The sequence below is a fragment of the Pseudoalteromonas sp. S1650 genome (genome assembly GCF_005887195.1).
Taxonomy (GTDB): domain Bacteria; phylum Pseudomonadota; class Gammaproteobacteria; order Enterobacterales; family Alteromonadaceae; genus Pseudoalteromonas; species Pseudoalteromonas simplex.
In genome coordinates, this window is sequence record NZ_PNDF01000019.1 from 62,843 (window position 1) to 80,022 (window position 17,180).

The 17,180-nt window shown below is 41.2% G+C and carries 16 protein-coding genes; 6 read left to right on the plus strand and 10 right to left on the minus strand.

Going from position 1 to position 17,180, the window contains the following annotated elements; translation table 11 throughout:
• Positions 1-52 precede the first annotated feature (52 nt).
• Positions 53-658 carry a peroxiredoxin C gene (locus CWB80_RS05745; RefSeq protein WP_054551729.1) on the minus strand — a complete coding sequence of 202 codons (606 nt, stop codon included), beginning with the start codon at positions 656-658 and terminating at the stop codon, positions 53-55.
• A gap of 279 nt (positions 659-937) precedes the next feature.
• Between CWB80_RS05745 and CWB80_RS05750 the strand changes: the two genes are divergently transcribed.
• Positions 938-1,819, plus strand: a complete 882-nt coding sequence (locus CWB80_RS05750; RefSeq protein WP_138601616.1) for an NAD-dependent epimerase/dehydratase family protein — start codon at positions 938-940, stop codon at positions 1,817-1,819.
• Between the two features lie 54 nt (positions 1,820-1,873).
• Here the strand turns inward: CWB80_RS05750 and fadR are convergent, their stop codons facing one another.
• Positions 1,874-2,587 (minus strand): fatty acid metabolism transcriptional regulator FadR, encoded by a 714-nt coding sequence (gene fadR / locus CWB80_RS05755; RefSeq protein ID WP_054561887.1) that lies wholly within the window; start codon positions 2,585-2,587, stop codon positions 1,874-1,876.
• A gap of 232 nt (positions 2,588-2,819) precedes the next feature.
• On the opposite strand from fadR, the gene nhaB reads away from it, so the two are divergent.
• Positions 2,820-4,400, plus strand: a complete 1,581-nt coding sequence (gene nhaB, locus CWB80_RS05760) for a sodium/proton antiporter NhaB (RefSeq protein ID WP_054551954.1) — start codon at positions 2,820-2,822, stop codon at positions 4,398-4,400.
• Between the two features lie 91 nt (positions 4,401-4,491).
• Here nhaB and tyrA read toward each other — a convergent pair whose 3' ends face one another.
• The 6 genes from tyrA to ffh all read right to left on the minus strand — a co-directional run bounded on the left by tyrA (position 4,492) and on the right by ffh (position 9,470).
• Entirely contained in the window at positions 4,492-5,625 is a 1,134-nt protein-coding gene (tyrA, locus tag CWB80_RS05765; protein ID WP_138601546.1) for a bifunctional chorismate mutase/prephenate dehydrogenase, read from the minus strand.
• A gap of 268 nt (positions 5,626-5,893) precedes the next feature.
• Positions 5,894-6,253, minus strand: a complete 360-nt coding sequence (gene rplS, locus CWB80_RS05770; RefSeq protein WP_054551733.1) for a 50S ribosomal protein L19 — start codon at positions 6,251-6,253, stop codon at positions 5,894-5,896.
• A gap of 33 nt (positions 6,254-6,286) precedes the next feature.
• Positions 6,287-7,054, minus strand: a complete 768-nt coding sequence (trmD, locus tag CWB80_RS05775; protein ID WP_054551734.1) for a tRNA (guanosine(37)-N1)-methyltransferase TrmD — start codon at positions 7,052-7,054, stop codon at positions 6,287-6,289.
• Positions 7,054-7,587 (minus strand): ribosome maturation factor RimM, encoded by a 534-nt coding sequence (gene rimM, locus CWB80_RS05780; RefSeq protein ID WP_054551735.1) that lies wholly within the window; start codon positions 7,585-7,587, stop codon positions 7,054-7,056. Before rimM ends, trmD begins: the two co-directional genes overlap by 1 nt.
• Before the next feature lie 17 nt (positions 7,588-7,604).
• On the minus strand, positions 7,605-7,853 hold the full coding sequence (gene rpsP, locus CWB80_RS05785; protein WP_054551736.1) for a 30S ribosomal protein S16: 249 nt from the start codon (positions 7,851-7,853) through the stop codon (positions 7,605-7,607).
• Positions 7,854-8,093: 240 nt separating this feature from the next.
• Positions 8,094-9,470 (minus strand): signal recognition particle protein, encoded by a 1,377-nt coding sequence (gene ffh / locus CWB80_RS05790; protein WP_054551737.1) that lies wholly within the window; start codon positions 9,468-9,470, stop codon positions 8,094-8,096.
• Between the two features lie 243 nt (positions 9,471-9,713).
• Between ffh and CWB80_RS05795 the strand changes: the two genes are divergently transcribed.
• The 3 genes from CWB80_RS05795 to CWB80_RS05805 all read left to right on the plus strand — a co-directional run bounded on the left by CWB80_RS05795 (position 9,714) and on the right by CWB80_RS05805 (position 12,851).
• Positions 9,714-10,517 carry a cytochrome C assembly family protein gene (locus CWB80_RS05795; protein WP_054551738.1) on the plus strand — a complete coding sequence of 268 codons (804 nt, stop codon included), beginning with the start codon at positions 9,714-9,716 and terminating at the stop codon, positions 10,515-10,517.
• Positions 10,518-10,578: 61 nt separating this feature from the next.
• On the plus strand, positions 10,579-11,847 hold the full coding sequence (locus tag CWB80_RS05800; RefSeq protein WP_138601544.1) for an HlyC/CorC family transporter: 1,269 nt from the start codon (positions 10,579-10,581) through the stop codon (positions 11,845-11,847).
• Positions 11,848-12,011: 164 nt separating this feature from the next.
• Positions 12,012-12,851 (plus strand): mechanosensitive ion channel family protein, encoded by an 840-nt coding sequence (locus tag CWB80_RS05805; RefSeq protein ID WP_138601540.1) that lies wholly within the window; start codon positions 12,012-12,014, stop codon positions 12,849-12,851.
• Between the two features lie 44 nt (positions 12,852-12,895).
• Here CWB80_RS05805 and CWB80_RS05810 read toward each other — a convergent pair whose 3' ends face one another.
• On the minus strand, positions 12,896-13,504 hold the full coding sequence (locus tag CWB80_RS05810) for a transglycosylase SLT domain-containing protein (RefSeq protein WP_054551741.1): 609 nt from the start codon (positions 13,502-13,504) through the stop codon (positions 12,896-12,898).
• Between the two features lie 135 nt (positions 13,505-13,639).
• Positions 13,640-15,214, minus strand: coding sequence for a glutamate--cysteine ligase (gene gshA, locus CWB80_RS05815; RefSeq protein ID WP_054551742.1), 1,575 nt, complete (start codon positions 15,212-15,214; stop codon positions 13,640-13,642).
• 386 nt (positions 15,215-15,600) lie between these two features.
• Here gshA and CWB80_RS05820 point away from each other — a divergent pair, with 386 nt between their 5' ends.
• Entirely contained in the window at positions 15,601-17,148 is a 1,548-nt protein-coding gene (locus tag CWB80_RS05820; protein ID WP_138601536.1) for a methyl-accepting chemotaxis protein, read from the plus strand.
• Positions 17,149-17,180: the final 32 nt, after the last annotated feature.

Sequence of the window (17,180 nt, forward strand, 5' to 3'; positions counted from 1 at the left end):
AACAAAAACCCGCCAATTGGCGGGTTTTTTAATTCTTTAACTAAGGCCTAAATTATAGGTCGCCTTCGTTTTCAGAAAGGAACTTAGCAACACCTTCAGGGCTTGCGTCCATACCTTTTTTGCCTTCAGTCCAACCAGCTGGACATACTTCACCGTGCTCGCTGTGGAACGCTAGCGCGTCAACCATGCGGATCATTTCGTCGATGTTACGGCCTAGAGGAAGGTCGTTAACTACTTGGTGACGTACGTTACCTTCTTCGTCGATAAGGAAAGAACCACGGAAAGCAACACCTGCTTCTGGGTGCTCGACATCGTATGCTTGACAGATTTCGTGTTTAACGTCTGCAACTAGTGCATATTTAACTTGACCAATACCACCGTCAGCAACGGCAGTGTTACGCCATGCATTGTGTGAGAATTGTGAATCGATAGAAACACCAATTACTTCAACGCCACGCTTTTGGAACTCTTCAAAACGCTTGTCGAAAGCGATTAACTCTGAAGGACAAACGAAAGTGAAGTCTAACGGGTAAAAGAAGATAACTGCTTTTTTACCTTTGATAGTTTCTTTTAGGTTGAAGTTTTCAACGATTTCACCGTTACCAAGAACAGCTGCTGCAGTAAAGTCTGGTGCCTGACGGCCAACTAATACACCCATTTTTATCTCCAAATATTTGAGTTTATTTCCAATTGCCTAAGCAATACTCACATAGATATGGTTACTAAAACGCAAAAACCAAGTGTAAGTATTGATAAATTGCAAGATAGTGTAATGAGGTTACAGACAAATGAACAATCGAAAAAAGCGATATGCCTAATCGGAAAAATTGATTTATTAAAATATTACGTAACTCTTGAAGCAAACAATCGCAAAGAGCTGCAAAATCAGCAGCTAAAATCTGATAAAATATGCCGAGCTAAGCAACTAGGTAGAAAAATGAAAGTTTTGATCACAGGTTCAGCAGGTCGGGTTGGCCGTGCAATTTATATCAAGTTAATGAGCAATTATAATGTCGTTGGGATGGATAAAGCGCCCTGCTCTACAGCTGACTTTGTGGGTGATATTCGTGACCAACACTTAATTCAGCGAGCTCTTCAAGACATCGACGTGATAATCCATACAGCCGCTTTACATGCCCCTCATGTTGGCCTGCACTCTGACGACGATTTTTACACTATAAATGTGGAGGCGACAGAACAACTGGCACTGTTAGGTATAGAAGCAGGCGTAAAACAGTTTATTTTTACCAGCACCACAGCACTCTATGGTTCAGCTTCAACGCCATTAGGTCAAGCGGGTTGGGTAAACGAGGATATTATTCCAAAGCCAAAATCCATTTACCATAAAACTAAAATTGCCGCTGAAGCCAAGCTTGAAGCTATTTCAGTAAAGCACAAATTACCAATCACAGTATTACAGATGTCTCGCTGTTTTCCTGAACCTGCAGATACGATGGCGCTATTTCGTAATAGCCGTGGCATCGACGCTCGCGATGTTGCCAATGCTCATTTATGTGCAATCGAAAAAAAACTAAGTGGTTTTAATCGCTTTATTATTTCAGGCGTTACGCCTTATTCAAAAAAAGATTGCCAGCCGCTTTATAAGCAAGCAGATAAAGTCATTATTGAAAAAATCCCAGCATTAGCAGATGCATTCAAGGAGCGAGGCTGGCTATTACCAACGAGTTTAGACCGAGTATACGATTCAACTAGAGCGCAGCAGCAACTTGGCTGGCATCCCAAACATGATTTTAATAGTGTTTTAGCAATGCTTGATGATGAAAGCGCTGAAGTACTCCCTGTGCTTAAAAGTAACTAACAAAAAACCCAGCTTTTAGCTGGGTTTTCAAAATAGAATATTAGTTACGGTCGCTTAGTCCATGATATCTTCTGGCATATCACCACGAATTTGTTGCCAAATTTCACCTGTTTGATGACCATATTTACGCATCATTGAAATCGCACCGTCGTGTTCACGACGCTCTGCCAGTTCTGTTAAATCTTTATAAAATTGACGCGCTAATTCACGAGTTCGAGAATCAGAGAAGTAGTGGCAGCCAATTTTTGAGTAGAAACCTTTAAAGCCATTTAGGATAAGAACGTAAATGCGGTTATTACCCGCAACTGCTAATTCATGGTGAACTTTATAATCGTAATCAGCAAATGCTTGCGCACTGTCTTCTAGCTCTTCACTTTGCGATAAAATTTCAATTACACGCTCAGGAGCAAGCTTAATAGCCGCACGGGTATAAATTGCGCTGATATTTGTGCGTGCAGAAAGTAATTGATCTGTAAGCTCTGGCATTTTGTCTTCATCTAGTCGCGCTAGCGTTTCTAAAATGTTCAGGCCCGAGGTTTCCCAGAAGTTATTTACACGGGTAGGTTTACCGTGCTGAATCGTTAGCCAGCCATCACGGGCTAGACGCTGAAGTACTTCACGTAAGGTTGTACGTGTAACACCTATCAGCTCAGATAATTCACGCTCAGCTGGAAGAATTGAGCCAGGCGGAAAGTCACCATTCCAAATAGATTCAACAATGTATTCTTCAGCAAAACCTGCTGGGCTTTTCGCTTTAAAAATTCTCATTCACTTTCCACTTGAGTTAGCAACTACTTTTACCGCATTTGGTGTTCAACTCACTGATTGTACCAGATGATAAGCAACTAACAAGTAAACTAACTCGGCAGTACATAAAAATCTATAAGATCTAGTTAAATAAATGGCCTTTTGGATTAAAAGTACATCAAATAACAATACTATCGATATAATCAATTTCTATTTATTAACAATAATAACCAGCACTGATATAGGTATGGCCATGCAGCAGCGCGTTTTACCAGCTCTATTTAAAAATTTTTTAGGAACTTCACCAAAGTGGTACAAATACACCATTATTGCGTTTTTACTAATCAACCCGGTGTTATTTCAACTTAATCCTTATCTGGCAGGATGGGTATTAGTGTTAGAGTTTATTTTTACACTCGCCATGGCACTTAAATGTTACCCGCTACAACCGGGTGGTTTACTGGCAATTGAAGCCTTGTTTATCGGCATGACAACAGCAGGGCAAGTTGAACATGAGATCGTACAGAATATCGATGTGATCCTGTTACTTATCTTTATGGTTGCTGGTATCTATTTTATGAAAGACTTACTTTTATATATCTTTACAAAGCTGGTTGTTTCGGTACGAAGTAAAACCGTATTATCCCTGTCGTTTACGATAGCTGCCGCATTTTTATCTGCTTTTTTAGATGCGTTAACGGTGATGGCCGTTGTTATTGCCGTCGCGATGGGCTTTTACAGTATTTACCACAAGGTAGCATCAGGCAAAGACTCCAGCAGTGAGCATGATATTAATGACGATAACCAAGTACGTCCAGTCAATCGGCAAGAGCTTGAAGAGTTTCGTGCTTTTCTTCGTAATTTATTAATGCATGCATCCATAGGTACTGCCTTAGGTGGTGTATGTACTATGGTAGGCGAGCCACAGAACTTGATCATTGCAGAGCGTGCAGGCTGGTTATTTGGCGAATTTTTCTTCCGAATGTTGCCTATTACTTTACCCGTTATGATTGCAGGTATTGCCACTACTTTCTTACTCGAAAAAACCAAAACCTTTGGTTACGGCGCAAAACTCCCTGCCCCCATCCACACAATTTTATCGGATCATGCTAAAAAGCTAGAGAAAAAACGCACTACACGCGACAAAGTAAACCTAGCGATTCAAGCTTTCATTGCTGTTTGGTTGATCATAGGTTTAGCCCTTCACTTAGCCACTGTTGGTTTAATTGGTTTGTCTGTTATTATTTTCGCCACGGCCAGTGCCGGTATTATTGAAGAGCACCAATTAGGTAAAGCATTTGAAGAAGCCCTACCATTCACAGCGTTACTTTGCGTATTCTTCTCAATTGTTGCAGTTATTATCGACCAGCATTTATTTACACCTGTGATCGCATGGGTACTTACTTTCGAAGGTCAGCTGCAACTGGTGATGTTCTTCATTGCCAACGGTATTCTTTCGATGGTCAGCGATAACGTGTTCGTGGGTACTGTGTATATCAATGAAGTGGCTGCTGCGTTACAGGCAGGTCAAATTACCCGTGATCAATTTGACCTATTAGCTGTGGCAATCAACACAGGTACTAATTTACCAAGTGTTGCTACGCCTAATGGACAAGCTGCCTTCTTATTCTTGCTTACATCAACATTAGCCCCTGTGTTAAGACTATCTTATGGGCGCATGGTATACATGGCACTACCTTATACCATAGTGTTGACAATTGTTGGCTTGAGCATGACCTTATTCAGCCTTTCAGATATGACTGACTTGCTGTATCAATGGGGCTTAATCAATCACCATAGCGGTGCGTTACCTGGCTCATTAGGTGGTCATTAAAACGATTATTTAAAACAAAACATTTGCAACTAAAAAGCCCGCTTGATGCGGGCTTTTTTGATAGAGCTCTTTTTTGCTTAATTAGAGCTGTTTAATCAAGCACTTTCGCGTCGTTTGCTTTGTTGAGTAGGCTGCGACTTTGCGTTAAGAAATGCGCTGTCGCGTCCGAGAAGTATTCTTTTGCATCAGCAAATGCGGCAATCAATGATGCTTTATCCCCTGCTTTTAGCTTTTCTAGCGTGTCTGCAAAAGTATCTTGGTAGTTGGCAAGCAGTGCTTCTACATCGTCGAATTGTGCTAACATGATGTCAGAGTAAAGCTCTGGCGATTGGGCAAATAAGCGCCCGACCATCATTAACTCTAACTGATAAATGGGTGATGAGCAGCTGCGAAGCTCTGCAAGTGTATGGCTTTGCTTGGCAAGAAACTGGCCATATACAAAGGTTGTTAAGTGGCGCATAACCTGAATGATCTGCATTGCTTCATCGTGTTTTTTAGCATCCATTTCAACTACTTGGCAGCCCCAAACTTGTAGTTGTGCCATTAACCCTTTAGCCACTTCATGATCTCGCCCTTCACACACGACCACCGTTTGTTTTACCCAATGTGAAATATCTGGGCCAAACATGGGGTGTAAGCCAACTACAGGGCCGCTATGAGCCGCCATAAGTGCTTTTAAAGGTTTTTGCTTAACAGAGGTAATATCAACCAGCAAACAGTCATCATCAAGTGTCGGTAGCGCAGCGACAACTTGCTCAAGTGCATTAATTGGCACACTGACAAGAACCAATTTTGCCCCTTTTAATATCGTCTCACTTTGTGCTTGCTGTGCTTTATCTAAAATACGCACTTCATAACCTGAACGAGTAAATTGTTGAGCAAATAACTGGCCCATGGCACCTTCACCACCCACAATTACAATGGGTGATAATTGGGGTGCAACACAGGCAAGGCTACCTTGTTGGTTTTGATACGCTTCACGCATCATACGACGCAATATATCTTCAACTAACTCAGGGTTAACCCCTTGTGCGACAGCTTCTTGACGACGAGCTGCAAGTAACTCAGCCTCGCGATCTGGGGCATGTAATGGTGCACCGATTTGTTGCTTAATTGCGCCTATTTTTTCTGTAATCCCATTACGCTTTGCCAGTAATGCCACCAATTGCGCATCACATTCATCTATTCCTGCTCTTAAATCAGCTAGATCATTCACTGTTACCACGTTACTACACCTCAAACCCTATAAACGTAAATCTTTATATACAAAAAAGTAAAGCTTTTAATACAAATTATAGTAACAGGATAACAGCCAAAGCACAAAGCCCCAACGTTCTTGTAGCATAGCTTATAAAGGGATAAATAGGAGTAAGTAGAGAAGTTAGAAGGGAGTATTTCTCAGAGAGGTAAATTATTTTTGTGGTATAAAAACCAAAACGGGTTGCAACCTAAGGCTGCAACCCGTTTTATTTTGCGTTGTAAAACAGCGCGTATTAGTTAAGTTTTTCTCTAATACGTGCAGATTTACCAGAACGCTCACGTAGATAGTAAAGTTTCGCACGGCGAACTGCACCGCGACGTTTAACTGAGATACTATCGATAAGAGGGCTGTGCGTTTGGAATACACGCTCAACACCTTCACCGCTCGAGATTTTACGAACTGTGAATGCTGAGTGAAGACCACGATTACGCTTAGCGATTACAACACCTTCAAAGGCCTGTAGACGCTCTTTGTTACCTTCTTTTACACGTACCTGTACAACTACTGTATCACCAGCGCCGAATGCTGGTACGTCTGTTTTAAGCTGCTCTTCTTCAAGCGCTTTAATAATATTTTGGTTTACTTTTGCCATTATATTTCTCACTTTCCTAGGTGTAACTGTCTTCTAGCCACAAGCTTGTTGGTACTCTTGCTGAAATTCAGCTAGGAGTGCCGCTTGCTCCTCAGTCAGAGCTAGGTTATGCAACAAGTCAGGACGACGAAGCCAAGTTCTACCAAGTGATTGCTTTGTGCGCCACTTAGCGATTTCTTGGTGGTTTCCGCTGAGTAATACAGCAGGCACCTGTTTATCATCCAATGTCTCTGGCCGTGTATAGTGAGGACAATCAAGCAAGCCATTCGAAAATGAATCCTGCTCAGCTGACTGGTTATGACCTAACACCCCTGGTACTAATCGTGCTACTGCATCAATTAGCGTCATCGCGGGTAGCTCACCACCACTTAAAATAAAATCACCAATTGACCATTCTTCGTCAACGTATGATTCTATGATTCGCTCATCTATACCTTCATAGCGACCTGCAATTAAAATCAGCTTTTCTGATTGTGCAAGCTCGCTTGCACCTTGCTGATCTAATTTGCGCCCTTGCGGGGACATATAAATTACTTTTGCACCATCACCTGCCGCTTTTTTGGCGTCAAGGATAGCTTGTTTCAATGGTTCAACCATCATTAACATGCCAGGACCGCCCCCGTAAGGACGATCATCCACGGTTCTATGCTTATCAGTGGCATAGTCACGTGGGTTCCAACAGTTAAAGTCGATTAGACCATTTTTAACTGCGCGACCTGTTACCCCTTGGGTGGTAATCGCATCAAACATGTCCGGGAAAAGGCTTATCACCCCTACCCATAGCGAACTCGTTTGTGACATTAAAACCCTGGGTCCCAGTCTACGGTAATTTCTCTTGCATCATGTTTAACTTCTTTAATAACAGAATCTGTTAAGAAAGGAATTAAACGCTCTGCTTGGCCAAATGCATCTTTTTTGTTTGCTTTCACAACCAAAACGTCATTTGACCCTGTCTCCATTAGGTCATCAACAGTGCCTAAGTTATAACCTTTATCAGTTATAACAGACATGCCGATCAGATCTCGCCAATAGAATTCACCTTGCGGTAATTCTGGTAGCTGCGCTGCATCTACTGAGATTTCTGCATTGGTTAAAGCCATTGCTTCGTCTCGGTCGTTTACTTGCGCAACTTTAGCGATAAAGCCTTTGTTGTGGCGACGCCAGTCGACCACTTCTAAGGTCTGCCATTTACCTTGTTGCCCTATCAACCATGGGCTGAAATCGAAGATCCCTTCGGGATCATCAGTAAATGAATGCACCTTAAGCCAGCCCTTTATACCATACGGGGCACCGAGCTTTCCTACTGTAATATACGAGGTGTTCTCTTGACTCATGGTTACTCTTACGCCTATTAAGCCGCTTTACGAGCGTCTTTAACTAACTTAGCTACGCGATCTGAAAGAGATGCGCCTTGACCTACCCAGTGATCAACACGAGATAAATCTAAACGTACTTTTTCTTCCTGACCAGAAGCGATTGGGTTAAAGAAACCTACTTTCTCGATGAAGCGACCGTCACGCGAGAAACGGCTATCCGCAACCACAATTTGATAGAAAGGGCGTTTTTTAGCGCCACCACGTTGCAAACGAATAGTTACCATACCGTCCTCTACATTAGATTGACTGTTTTCATTAATAAGATTTACTCCCCAATACGGGAAGCTGGGGAATTGTACGAGTTTTTTGCAACATTGCAAGTAAGAACTGCTGCAAAATGTAAGTTTAGTTGATTAAACACTGATCTGGGCTTTAAATCTTACATGCAGCTAACAACTACGCATAAATTATCTACAAAAAAAGGAGCTATATGCTCCTTTTTATACATTTAATAGACAGTACTATTAAAATTTAGGGCCACCACCCATCATCCCTGGTGGTAACATGCCTTTCATGCCGCGCATCATTTTCTTCATGCCACCTTTGCCTTTCATCTTCTTCATCATCTTCTGCATTTGCGTAAATTGCTTAAGCAGTTTATTGATTTCTTGCACCTGAGTACCAGAACCTGCTGCAATACGTTTTTTACGCGAGCCTTTGATGATTTCAGGACGGGCACGCTCTTTTGGCGTCATAGAGTTGATGATGGCTTCCATTTGTACGAAAGTTTTATCACCCATCTGGCCTTTTACAGCGTCTGGTAGGTTTTGCATGCCTGGCAGCTTATCAAGCATCGACATCATACCGCCCATATTCTTCATCTGACGAAGTTGCTCAGCAAAGTCATCTAATGTGAAGCCATCACCTTTAAATACTTTTTCGGCAACTTTAGCTGCTTTCTCTTTATCTACTTTCATTTCGACTTCTTCGATTAATGAAAGTACATCACCCATACCTAGGATACGAGAAGCAATACGGTCAGGGTGGAATGGTTCAAGAGCATCAGTGCGTTCACCCACACCCATAAACTTAATTGGCTTACCGGTAATATGACGAATCGATAATGCAGCACCACCACGGGCATCACCATCGGTCTTGGTTAAGATCACACCACTTAGAGGAAGCGCCTCATCAAATGCTTTTGCAGTGTTTGCCGCATCTTGACCTGTCATCGCATCAACAACGAATAAGGTTTCGATTGGGTTAATCGCACTGTGAAGTGCTTTGATCTCGTCCATCATGTCGTTATCGACGTGTAAACGACCTGCGGTATCAACTAATACCACATCAATGAATTTCTTCTTCGCGTGCGAAATCGCATTGTTTGCGATATCAACCGGCTTTTGTGAAATGTCACTTGGGAAGAACTCAACACCCACTTCATCAGCCAGTGTTTCAAGCTGTTTGATTGCTGCCGGACGATAAACGTCGGCACTCACAACTAATACAGACTTCTTTTTACGCTCTTTTAAGAATTTAGCTAGTTTACCAACACTGGTCGTTTTACCAGCACCTTGTAAACCCGCCATCATCACTACCGCTGGCGGCTGTGCATTAAGGCTTAGCTCTTCGTTAGCTTCACCCATGGCTTTTTCAAGTTCTTCACGAACGATCTTAATAAAGACTTGGCCAGGGCTTAAGCTTTTTGTTACCTCAACACCTACGGCGCGTTCTTTAACTTGCTTAACGAATTCACGAACAACAGGTAATGCAACGTCCGCTTCCAAAAATGCCATGCGGACTTCGCGTAATGTATCTTTTATATTGTCTTCAGTTAGGCGTCCGCGGCCACTGATATTTTTTAAGGTTTTACCTAAGCGTTCTTGGAGATTCTCAAACATGTAAAGGTTCCGATAAAACGTGTTGCACCTGCAATGTACATAAATCAAACAAGTTTGGTGACAATACAGGCAATATTAAAATTTAATTCCTAGCAGTATACCGTAAATGGTGGTCGACAATACAGTGTTCAAGTGCGCAGTTTGAGTTTCTTTTTACAAACTCTATGCTTTTGCCTTGCTATAAAATACAATGGCATCAAAGAGACAAGGATTTATCGATATAAATTAAGTGGCCAAAACACGATGATTATTAGTTTAACTATTATTGCTAGTTTGTTTTATGTGTTAGCAACGTCACATGTGCTATCACGCCTTTTTCACAAACAAGGTCCAAGCCAAAAACTCACAGTCATTCTTAGCACTGTGGCTATCCTTGCTCATATGCTATTACTGGTTAATTCAGTTTTTCGTGCTGACGGCCAAGATTTAAGTATCGTCAACGTTGCTTTATTAACCTGTTGGGTCATTGTGGTGTCGGTAACTGCTGTGTCTCTCAAATTCCCTGCGACTTTATTGTTGCCAGTTGTTTATGGTTTTGCAGCCTTACTGACTCTTGCCAGCTTGTTTATACCACATCATGTGATTTTGCAATCAATCGATGTTGAGCTTGGTTTAGTTACTCACATATCCTTATCACTGCTAGCCTATTGTGTTTTGATAATCTCAACACTTTATGCTGTACAGTTCTACTTTATTGATAAGCGCCTCAAACGCAAAGACTTGGCAATTGTACACAGCCACCTCCCTCCTTTAATGGTGGTTGAGCGTCAGCTATATCAATTACTCACGCTGGGTACTATCTTACTGACTTTTGCTCTCCTTTCTGGGTTCATCTTCTTAGAGGGAATGTTTGCCAGTGAGTTTATCCACAAAACAGTCTTATCGTTAATTGCTTGGCTCATTTTCACCGTGGTCACTGTAGGTCATTTACGCCAAGGCTGGCGTGGTAAGCCTGTGGTATTTTCGATCATGATAGCCGCTTTTATCTTGTCACTTGCTTATTTTGGCAGCCGTTTCATCCAAGAAGTGGTTCTAAATAAGTTTTAACTTGACTCAGCAAGCTGTCTCTAGCTTAATATGCACTGATTTATAAAAAAAGGATCCATCCTTGGACGACATATCGACTAGTACCCTGTTTATTATATTGGGATTATTGATACTTATTTCTGCTTATTTTTCTGGTTCTGAAACTGGAATTATGTCAATCAACCGTATTCGCCTGCGTCATCTTGCTAAAGAAGATCACCGTGCAGCGAAGCGCGTCAGCAAACTATTAAGTCGCCCTGACAGACTCATTGGTCTGATCTTAATTGGTAATAACCTTGTCAATATCGCAGCAGCACAGGTTGCAACGATTATTGGTATTCGTTTGTATGGTGATCTCGGTATCGCTATTGCAACCGGCGCGCTAACGCTGGTTGTTTTAATCTTTGCCGAAGTAACGCCAAAAACACTTGCTGCGCTCTACCCAGAGAAGGTTGCTTTTCCAAGTTCAATTGTGCTTAAAGGCCTTTTGAAAATCCTTTTCCCGTTTGTGGTTATCGTAAACTGGATGACTAACGGCATGTTACGCTTGTTTGGTATTACCACAGCACAAATTGAAGAGCACAGCTTAAGTAAAGAAGAATTAAAAACTGTGGTGAACGAATCAGGTGCACTATTACCTGCTCGCCACCAAAGTATGCTGACTTCAATTTTAGATTTAGAGCAAGTCACTGTTGAAGATATCATGATCCCACGCAACGAAATTGTTGCTATCGATATCAATGATGACTGGAAGCTTATCAGCCGCCAACTTACTCATGCACAACACACTCGCGTTTTGTTGTATCGTGATCAAATTGATGATGCTGTTGGCTTTATTCACTCACGTGATGCACTGCGCCTATTAACTAAAGAGCAGTTTGATAAACCATCACTACTGCGTGCAGTACGTGAAATTTACTTTATCCCTGAAGGCACATCACTGAACACGCAACTACTTAAGTTCCAGCAATCAAAAGAGCGTATTGGCTTAGTCGTGGATGAGTATGGTGATATTCAAGGTCTAGTAACACTTGAAGATATTCTTGAAGAAGTTGTGGGTGATTTCACTACAACGCAAACGCGTACACCGAGTGAAGAAGTAACAGAGCAAGATGATGGCTCAGTACTTGTTGATGGCGGTGCTAATATTCGTGATTTAAATAAAGAAATGGGTTGGGAGCTACCGATTGATGGCCCGAAAACGCTAAGTGGTTTAATTGTTGAATACTTAGAGGACATCCCAGACTCAAACCTAAGCTTGCGTATTGCCGGCTACCCTATTGAAGTTATTGAGATAAAAGAAAATATGGTGAAGTTAGTTAAAGTTATTCCAAGTAAACGCACTGACTGACTGCTAATTAAACTTAAACAAAAGGAGTAGCTTACTACTCCTTTTTGTTATTTATAGCTTAATTACCTCTGAAGATTCACATTTTAAAAGCTAACCCGCACAACCAAACACAAATTCCTCTACTATTATTTTCTTTTGCATATATTGATATAAAAGGGAAAATAATGGACGAAATATCAATCGAGAAAATCTATAACCAAGCCATTGAATTACTGATGCTTTACGGGCCGAAGTTTATTCTGGCAATTTTGGTTCTAATCATAGGTTGGTGGCTAATTGGTCGTATTGCCAATATGGCTGAAAAATCAATGAATAAGGTCAAATTCGAAGTTGGCCTTACGCACTTTTTAGTCTCTTTTATCTCAGTCATTCTAAAAATACTATTACTGATCTCTGTTGCTTCGATGATTGGTATAGAGACCACGTCATTTATTGCAATGCTAGGTGCCGCTGGCCTTGCGGTGGGCATGGCACTGCAAGGTAGCCTTGCTAACTTTGCAGGTGGCGTGCTTATTTTATTCTTTAAACCTTTTAAAGTGGGTGATGTAATCGAAGCACAAGGCTATATGGGGAAAGTTGTTGAAATACAAATTTTTGTCACCGTTTTACTCACCTACGACAATGAAAAAATCATTATCCCTAATGGCACGCTATCAAACGGCTGCGTTAAGAATAAGTTCGCAGAACCTCTACACCGTGTTGCAATCGAATTTGGTATTAGTTACGGAGATGATGTTCATAAAGCACGTGATGTGCTTATGAGCGTGCTTGATGATTATGATTTGGTATTAAAAGACATTGAAGATAAGAAACCATCTGTTCATGTTAGCCAGCACGGTGAAAGCCATATCGGCATGTTGGTATGGGCGTGGGTGGAGTCTGATAACTACTGGCCAGTGTATTTTGGCTTGTACGAGCGAGTTAAAATTGCCTTCGACGCTGCTGATATTACTATTCCATTCCCGCAAAGGGATGTTCATATTCACCAGTTTCCTGGTAAATAAAGAAAAAGAAGCCCGCTAATTGATGCGGGCTTTTTATTTATGTATTAACTAAATAAACGCTCAAACCAGTTCTTATCTAAATCTGCTTCACATTTTTTAAGTTGAGCGCCATAGCGGCTTGCTCGATGTTTAACTTTATTTGCAACACTCATTAGCCACTTCTTACTTTTGTAAGTGCCTCGCTTATAGCCGCCCCACCCTTCATGATAATTAAGGTACTGCGCATAGGCATCCCACTTTGATATACCATTTACTTTATGGGTTTTGTAAACGAACCAAGCCATAAAATCGATTGCATCGTCAAAATCATCTCTGTCTGCACCGCTATTACCTGTTTCGCGAATGTAATCAGACCATGTTGGGGTTTTTGCTTGTGAGTAGCCATATGCCGAGCTGGCACGGCCGATTGGAATTACCCACAAGAAGTACTCCATTGGCGGCGCTGCATCATGACGAAATGAACTTTCTTGATACATCATGCTCATCAGTACATGTTTTGGCGAGCCCCATTTTTCTTGTGCATCACGGGCATCGTAATACCAATCGGGTTTTTCTTCAAAAATTTTACAAATATCATGAGGTTGCTCAGGAGGAGCCGTTGCACAACCAGCCAATGATGCGGCCAGCGATAAAATAATTATACTTTTTTTCATTTTTTTATGGATCTCGCTGAACTTTTTCTCGTCAGGTCAGTCTGAACTTATGAATGCAGCAGTATAGCATTGTTTCATCCCTGAAGAATCTTTGACGCAGCCTCCCTAGGCTGCGTTTTTTATGCCTACAACATACTAAGCTTTAGAAAAATAGTCATCTAAAAATGCAGTGAAAGATACACTGTCTGCCGCTTTAACTTCACGCTCTTTAAGCACCGAGTCAGCCGCTTGCTCTGCCAAAAATGCTTGATCATAAAATTGGTAATCTGCATCAAGGTGACTTTGCTTGTACTGCTGTGCAAGTGCTAAAGCGAAATGACCATTATCCTGGTTTTCATTTGCAAGTGCTGCTACATATCTACCAGAAAAGGTTTTACTAGGATCCTCGACCCAGGTTACCATTTCTTTTATAGTTTCAGAGTAATAGCTCACACCGTAAGCTTTATCCATGTACTGTGCTACTGGGTGTAATTTATCAAAAATAGCATGCGCCCACTCAGTTAAGCTAGTAGCCCGCCCCTCTTTTGTTAACATTAACTCTGGATCACGACCATCATTAACGACCGCATCTAAATTTGCAGTACTTAATTTTTGCTCTTGCCAATCCATTTCTGGAGATTCGCTTAATAGGCAATAGGTTAAGAAAACATCTAAGAAGCGAATTTGCTGTAGATCAATTCCAGTTTCACTAAACGGATTAACATCCAATGCACGTACTTCTATATATTCTATACCGCCACGTAACAACGCATCAGTCGGTGTTTCACCCGAAGCTGCATTACGCTTAGGACGAATTGGCGAGTAAAACTCGTTTTCGATTTGCAGTATGTTTTTGTTTAGCTGCTTTGGTTCGGCACTTTTATAATCATCAAGATGACCATACAAATCCGAAGATAAGTGGATTGCTTCTTTTAACCCAGCCACATATTCTTCTAATGAGTTATACATAACACGTAAAGACGATTGTGCACTATTTGTGTAGCCAAGATTTCCCAGACGTAGTGCTGTACCGACTTCTAAATAAAGCGTGCCTTTACCTAATTTTTTAAAGGGTAAATCTGTTTCACGCCCTTGTAGAAACGAATTACACAAAGCCGGTGAAGCACCAAACAAATAACTGATAAGCCAAAGCTCACGCTTAAAATTGCGGATCAGACCTAAATAACCTTGTGATATAAAGTCCGACAAGCTTACTTTACTTTCATTTAGCTGATATAAGCTCTGCCATAAGGTTTCAGGAAATGAAATATTAAAGTGAACACCAGCAATCGCTTGCATCATACTGCCATAACGATTTTTAAGGCCTTCACGATAAAGTGTTTTCATACGCCCTATATTTGAATCACCAAACTGCGCCAATACAATGTCGTCTTGATGCTCAATAAAACATGGCATACTAATCGGCCATAGAAGTTCATCATTCATATGTGACAATGTGAACTTTTGTAAGTCTTTTAGCTGGGCTAGGGTTTGCTCAGCTGATGTGCTCACTGGAGTGATAAATTCTAGCAAAGATTCAGAAAAGTCAGTCGTGATATGCTCATTAGTTAGCGCACTCCCCACGCCTTTTGGATGCCCCAGCTTTGATATGTGACCACTTGGTTTGATCCTTAAAGCTTCTCGCTCGATACCACGTTTAATCCCATTAATTGCGTTAGGAAATTGAGCTGTTAACGCTGCTAGCGTTTTATTTAAATCATGTTTTATCAAAAATGCTTCCTCGAGCCAGGTGGCTTTAATCCTAAGTGTATGGGGGCTAAAAATAATTACTCAAGAGCCAATTATAAGTTTCTGAAAAGTCCTTACACTGAAAGTTAATCTTGCCACTGTGAGTCATATTATACAATTGCTTTAGTGACCGCAGTGACGAGTATAAATTTTATTAGTGCAAACAAAGACCGAAACAAGATAACAATTCTTTCATCCAATACTAAAGAACTAGAGCAACCATATTTTTTCTGCTTCGTTATTGTTCTAGATCAATTCTCTTAAACAATTTTTAAAAGTTTAACAAAGATCAATCTTCAAGCTCTTCCCTTACATTTTTCTGAGTTTATAATCCGCGCACCATAAAAAAGTATATTTCAAGGACTCATATGCGTCGTGGGCAAGAAATCATTAATCAGGAAGTAACATACTCTGACAATCAAGAGCTTGTCTCTACCACTGACTTACGTGGTGTTATCACATACGTAAATAAGGAATTTTGTGCTATTGCTGGTTACAGCGAAGAAGAACTCCTCGGAAAAAACCATAACATAGTACGCCACCCAGATATGCCTAAAGCGGCATTTAAAGAGATGTGGGAAAAACTAAAACAAGGTCACTCTTGGCGTGGCATGGTGAAGAACCGCTGCAAAGATGGTCGCTACTATTGGGTCGATGCGTTCGTAACGCCAATTTACGAACATGGGCAGTTAGTTGGCTATCAATCTGTACGTACCAAACCAACTGAGCAATTAAAGAGCCGTGCAAAAGCGCTCTACACTAAAATTAATGATGGTAAATCAATCGCATCATTGCGTGAGAATATTTCACTAAGACAAATAGTGTCTGCGATTTTATTAGTTGCAGGTATTGTTGGTTTAGCTGTGGCCGCGTCATGGATGATTGCTTTAGCCGCATGTGCGCTTATAGCGCTACTTTTTGCTCTAAATTATGACGAACTGGTTGTTACGCCTAGCCATTTAAAGCAGCAACGTGCAGAGTTTGATTCAGTATCAAGGTATGTCTATTCAGGATCACATCCATTTAGCATTGCTGCCTTTAATCAGCAAATGCTGTTTGCAAAGCTCAGAACGGTGCTCGGTCGTGTTAAAGACTCTACTTACTCGTTTAAAAATATTGCCACCAGCTTAGATAAACAATCGTCACTAACTGAGCAAGGCATTGCTGCACAAAGTCAACGTTTGAGTGATATTGCCACAGCAATGACGCAAATGAGCGCAACGATTGGCGAAATTTCTGCTAATACTCATCATACAGCTGATAAGGTTAAGACAACTTATCAAAGCTGTAACGATATCAAACTGCATATTGAAGATAACAGTAGCATGGTGTCTGATCTAGCTAACCAAGTAGAGCAAGCTGCCACTACTGCTAACTCTCTTGCTAGTGAAGCTGACAAAATAGGCCAAGTAATGATTGAGATTGAAGGCATTGCTGAACAAACAAACTTATTAGCGCTGAATGCAGCAATTGAAGCAGCACGTGCAGGTGAGCATGGCCGTGGTTTTGCAGTTGTAGCAGATGAAGTACGCGCACTTTCTTCACGTACTCAAAATGCAACTTCGCAAATTCACAGCTCAATTAAAGAAATTCAAGATACTTTATTTAGCTGGTCTAAAGTAATGCAATCAACTAAAGCGCAAGCAGATAGTTGTGTTGATACGACTGCTCACACTCAAACTGAGCTAGCGAGCATCTTCGCGCAAATTGATGAAATATCAGGCCTTGCGACTGAGATATCGACGGCTGCTGAGGAACAACAAGTTGTCAGCACCGATATACGCGAAAATGTAGAAAGCATAAAAGGACACAGCGAAGAGAACTTAAAGCTTAGCTACAACGTGGCTAAAGATGCAGCGGGGCTTGTTGAAGGGTCACGCAAAGTTAACGATATGCTGTTAACCTTTAAAGTTTAAAGCTGATTAATACAAAAAAGCCGCATCATAAA

What these genes read in the sequence shown, in the direction of transcription:
- CWB80_RS05805 (WP_138601540.1), top strand. Translation starts at nt 12,012, where the DNA reads ATGGACGAAATATCAATCGAGAAAATCTATAACCAAGCCATTGAATTA.
- trmD (WP_054551734.1), bottom strand. Translation starts at nt 7,054, where the DNA reads ATGTCACAAACGAGTTCGCTATGGGTAGGGGTGATAAGCCTTTTCCCG.
- CWB80_RS05795 (WP_054551738.1), top strand. Translation starts at nt 9,714, where the DNA reads ATGATTATTAGTTTAACTATTATTGCTAGTTTGTTTTATGTGTTAGCA.
- nhaB (WP_054551954.1), top strand. Translation starts at nt 2,820, where the DNA reads ATGCAGCAGCGCGTTTTACCAGCTCTATTTAAAAATTTTTTAGGAACT.
- ffh (WP_054551737.1), bottom strand. Translation starts at nt 9,470, where the DNA reads ATGTTTGAGAATCTCCAAGAACGCTTAGGTAAAACCTTAAAAAATATC.
- CWB80_RS05810 (WP_054551741.1), bottom strand. Translation starts at nt 13,504, where the DNA reads ATGAAAAAAAGTATAATTATTTTATCGCTGGCCGCATCATTGGCTGGT.
- rimM (WP_054551735.1), bottom strand. Translation starts at nt 7,587, where the DNA reads ATGAGTCAAGAGAACACCTCGTATATTACAGTAGGAAAGCTCGGTGCC.
- rpsP (WP_054551736.1), bottom strand. Translation starts at nt 7,853, where the DNA reads ATGGTAACTATTCGTTTGCAACGTGGTGGCGCTAAAAAACGCCCTTTC.
- fadR (WP_054561887.1), bottom strand. Translation starts at nt 2,587, where the DNA reads ATGAGAATTTTTAAAGCGAAAAGCCCAGCAGGTTTTGCTGAAGAATAC.
- CWB80_RS05750 (WP_138601616.1), top strand. Translation starts at nt 938, where the DNA reads ATGAAAGTTTTGATCACAGGTTCAGCAGGTCGGGTTGGCCGTGCAATT.
- CWB80_RS05820 (WP_138601536.1), top strand. Translation starts at nt 15,601, where the DNA reads ATGCGTCGTGGGCAAGAAATCATTAATCAGGAAGTAACATACTCTGAC.
- CWB80_RS05745 (WP_054551729.1), bottom strand. Translation starts at nt 658, where the DNA reads ATGGGTGTATTAGTTGGCCGTCAGGCACCAGACTTTACTGCAGCAGCT.
- rplS (WP_054551733.1), bottom strand. Translation starts at nt 6,253, where the DNA reads ATGGCAAAAGTAAACCAAAATATTATTAAAGCGCTTGAAGAAGAGCAG.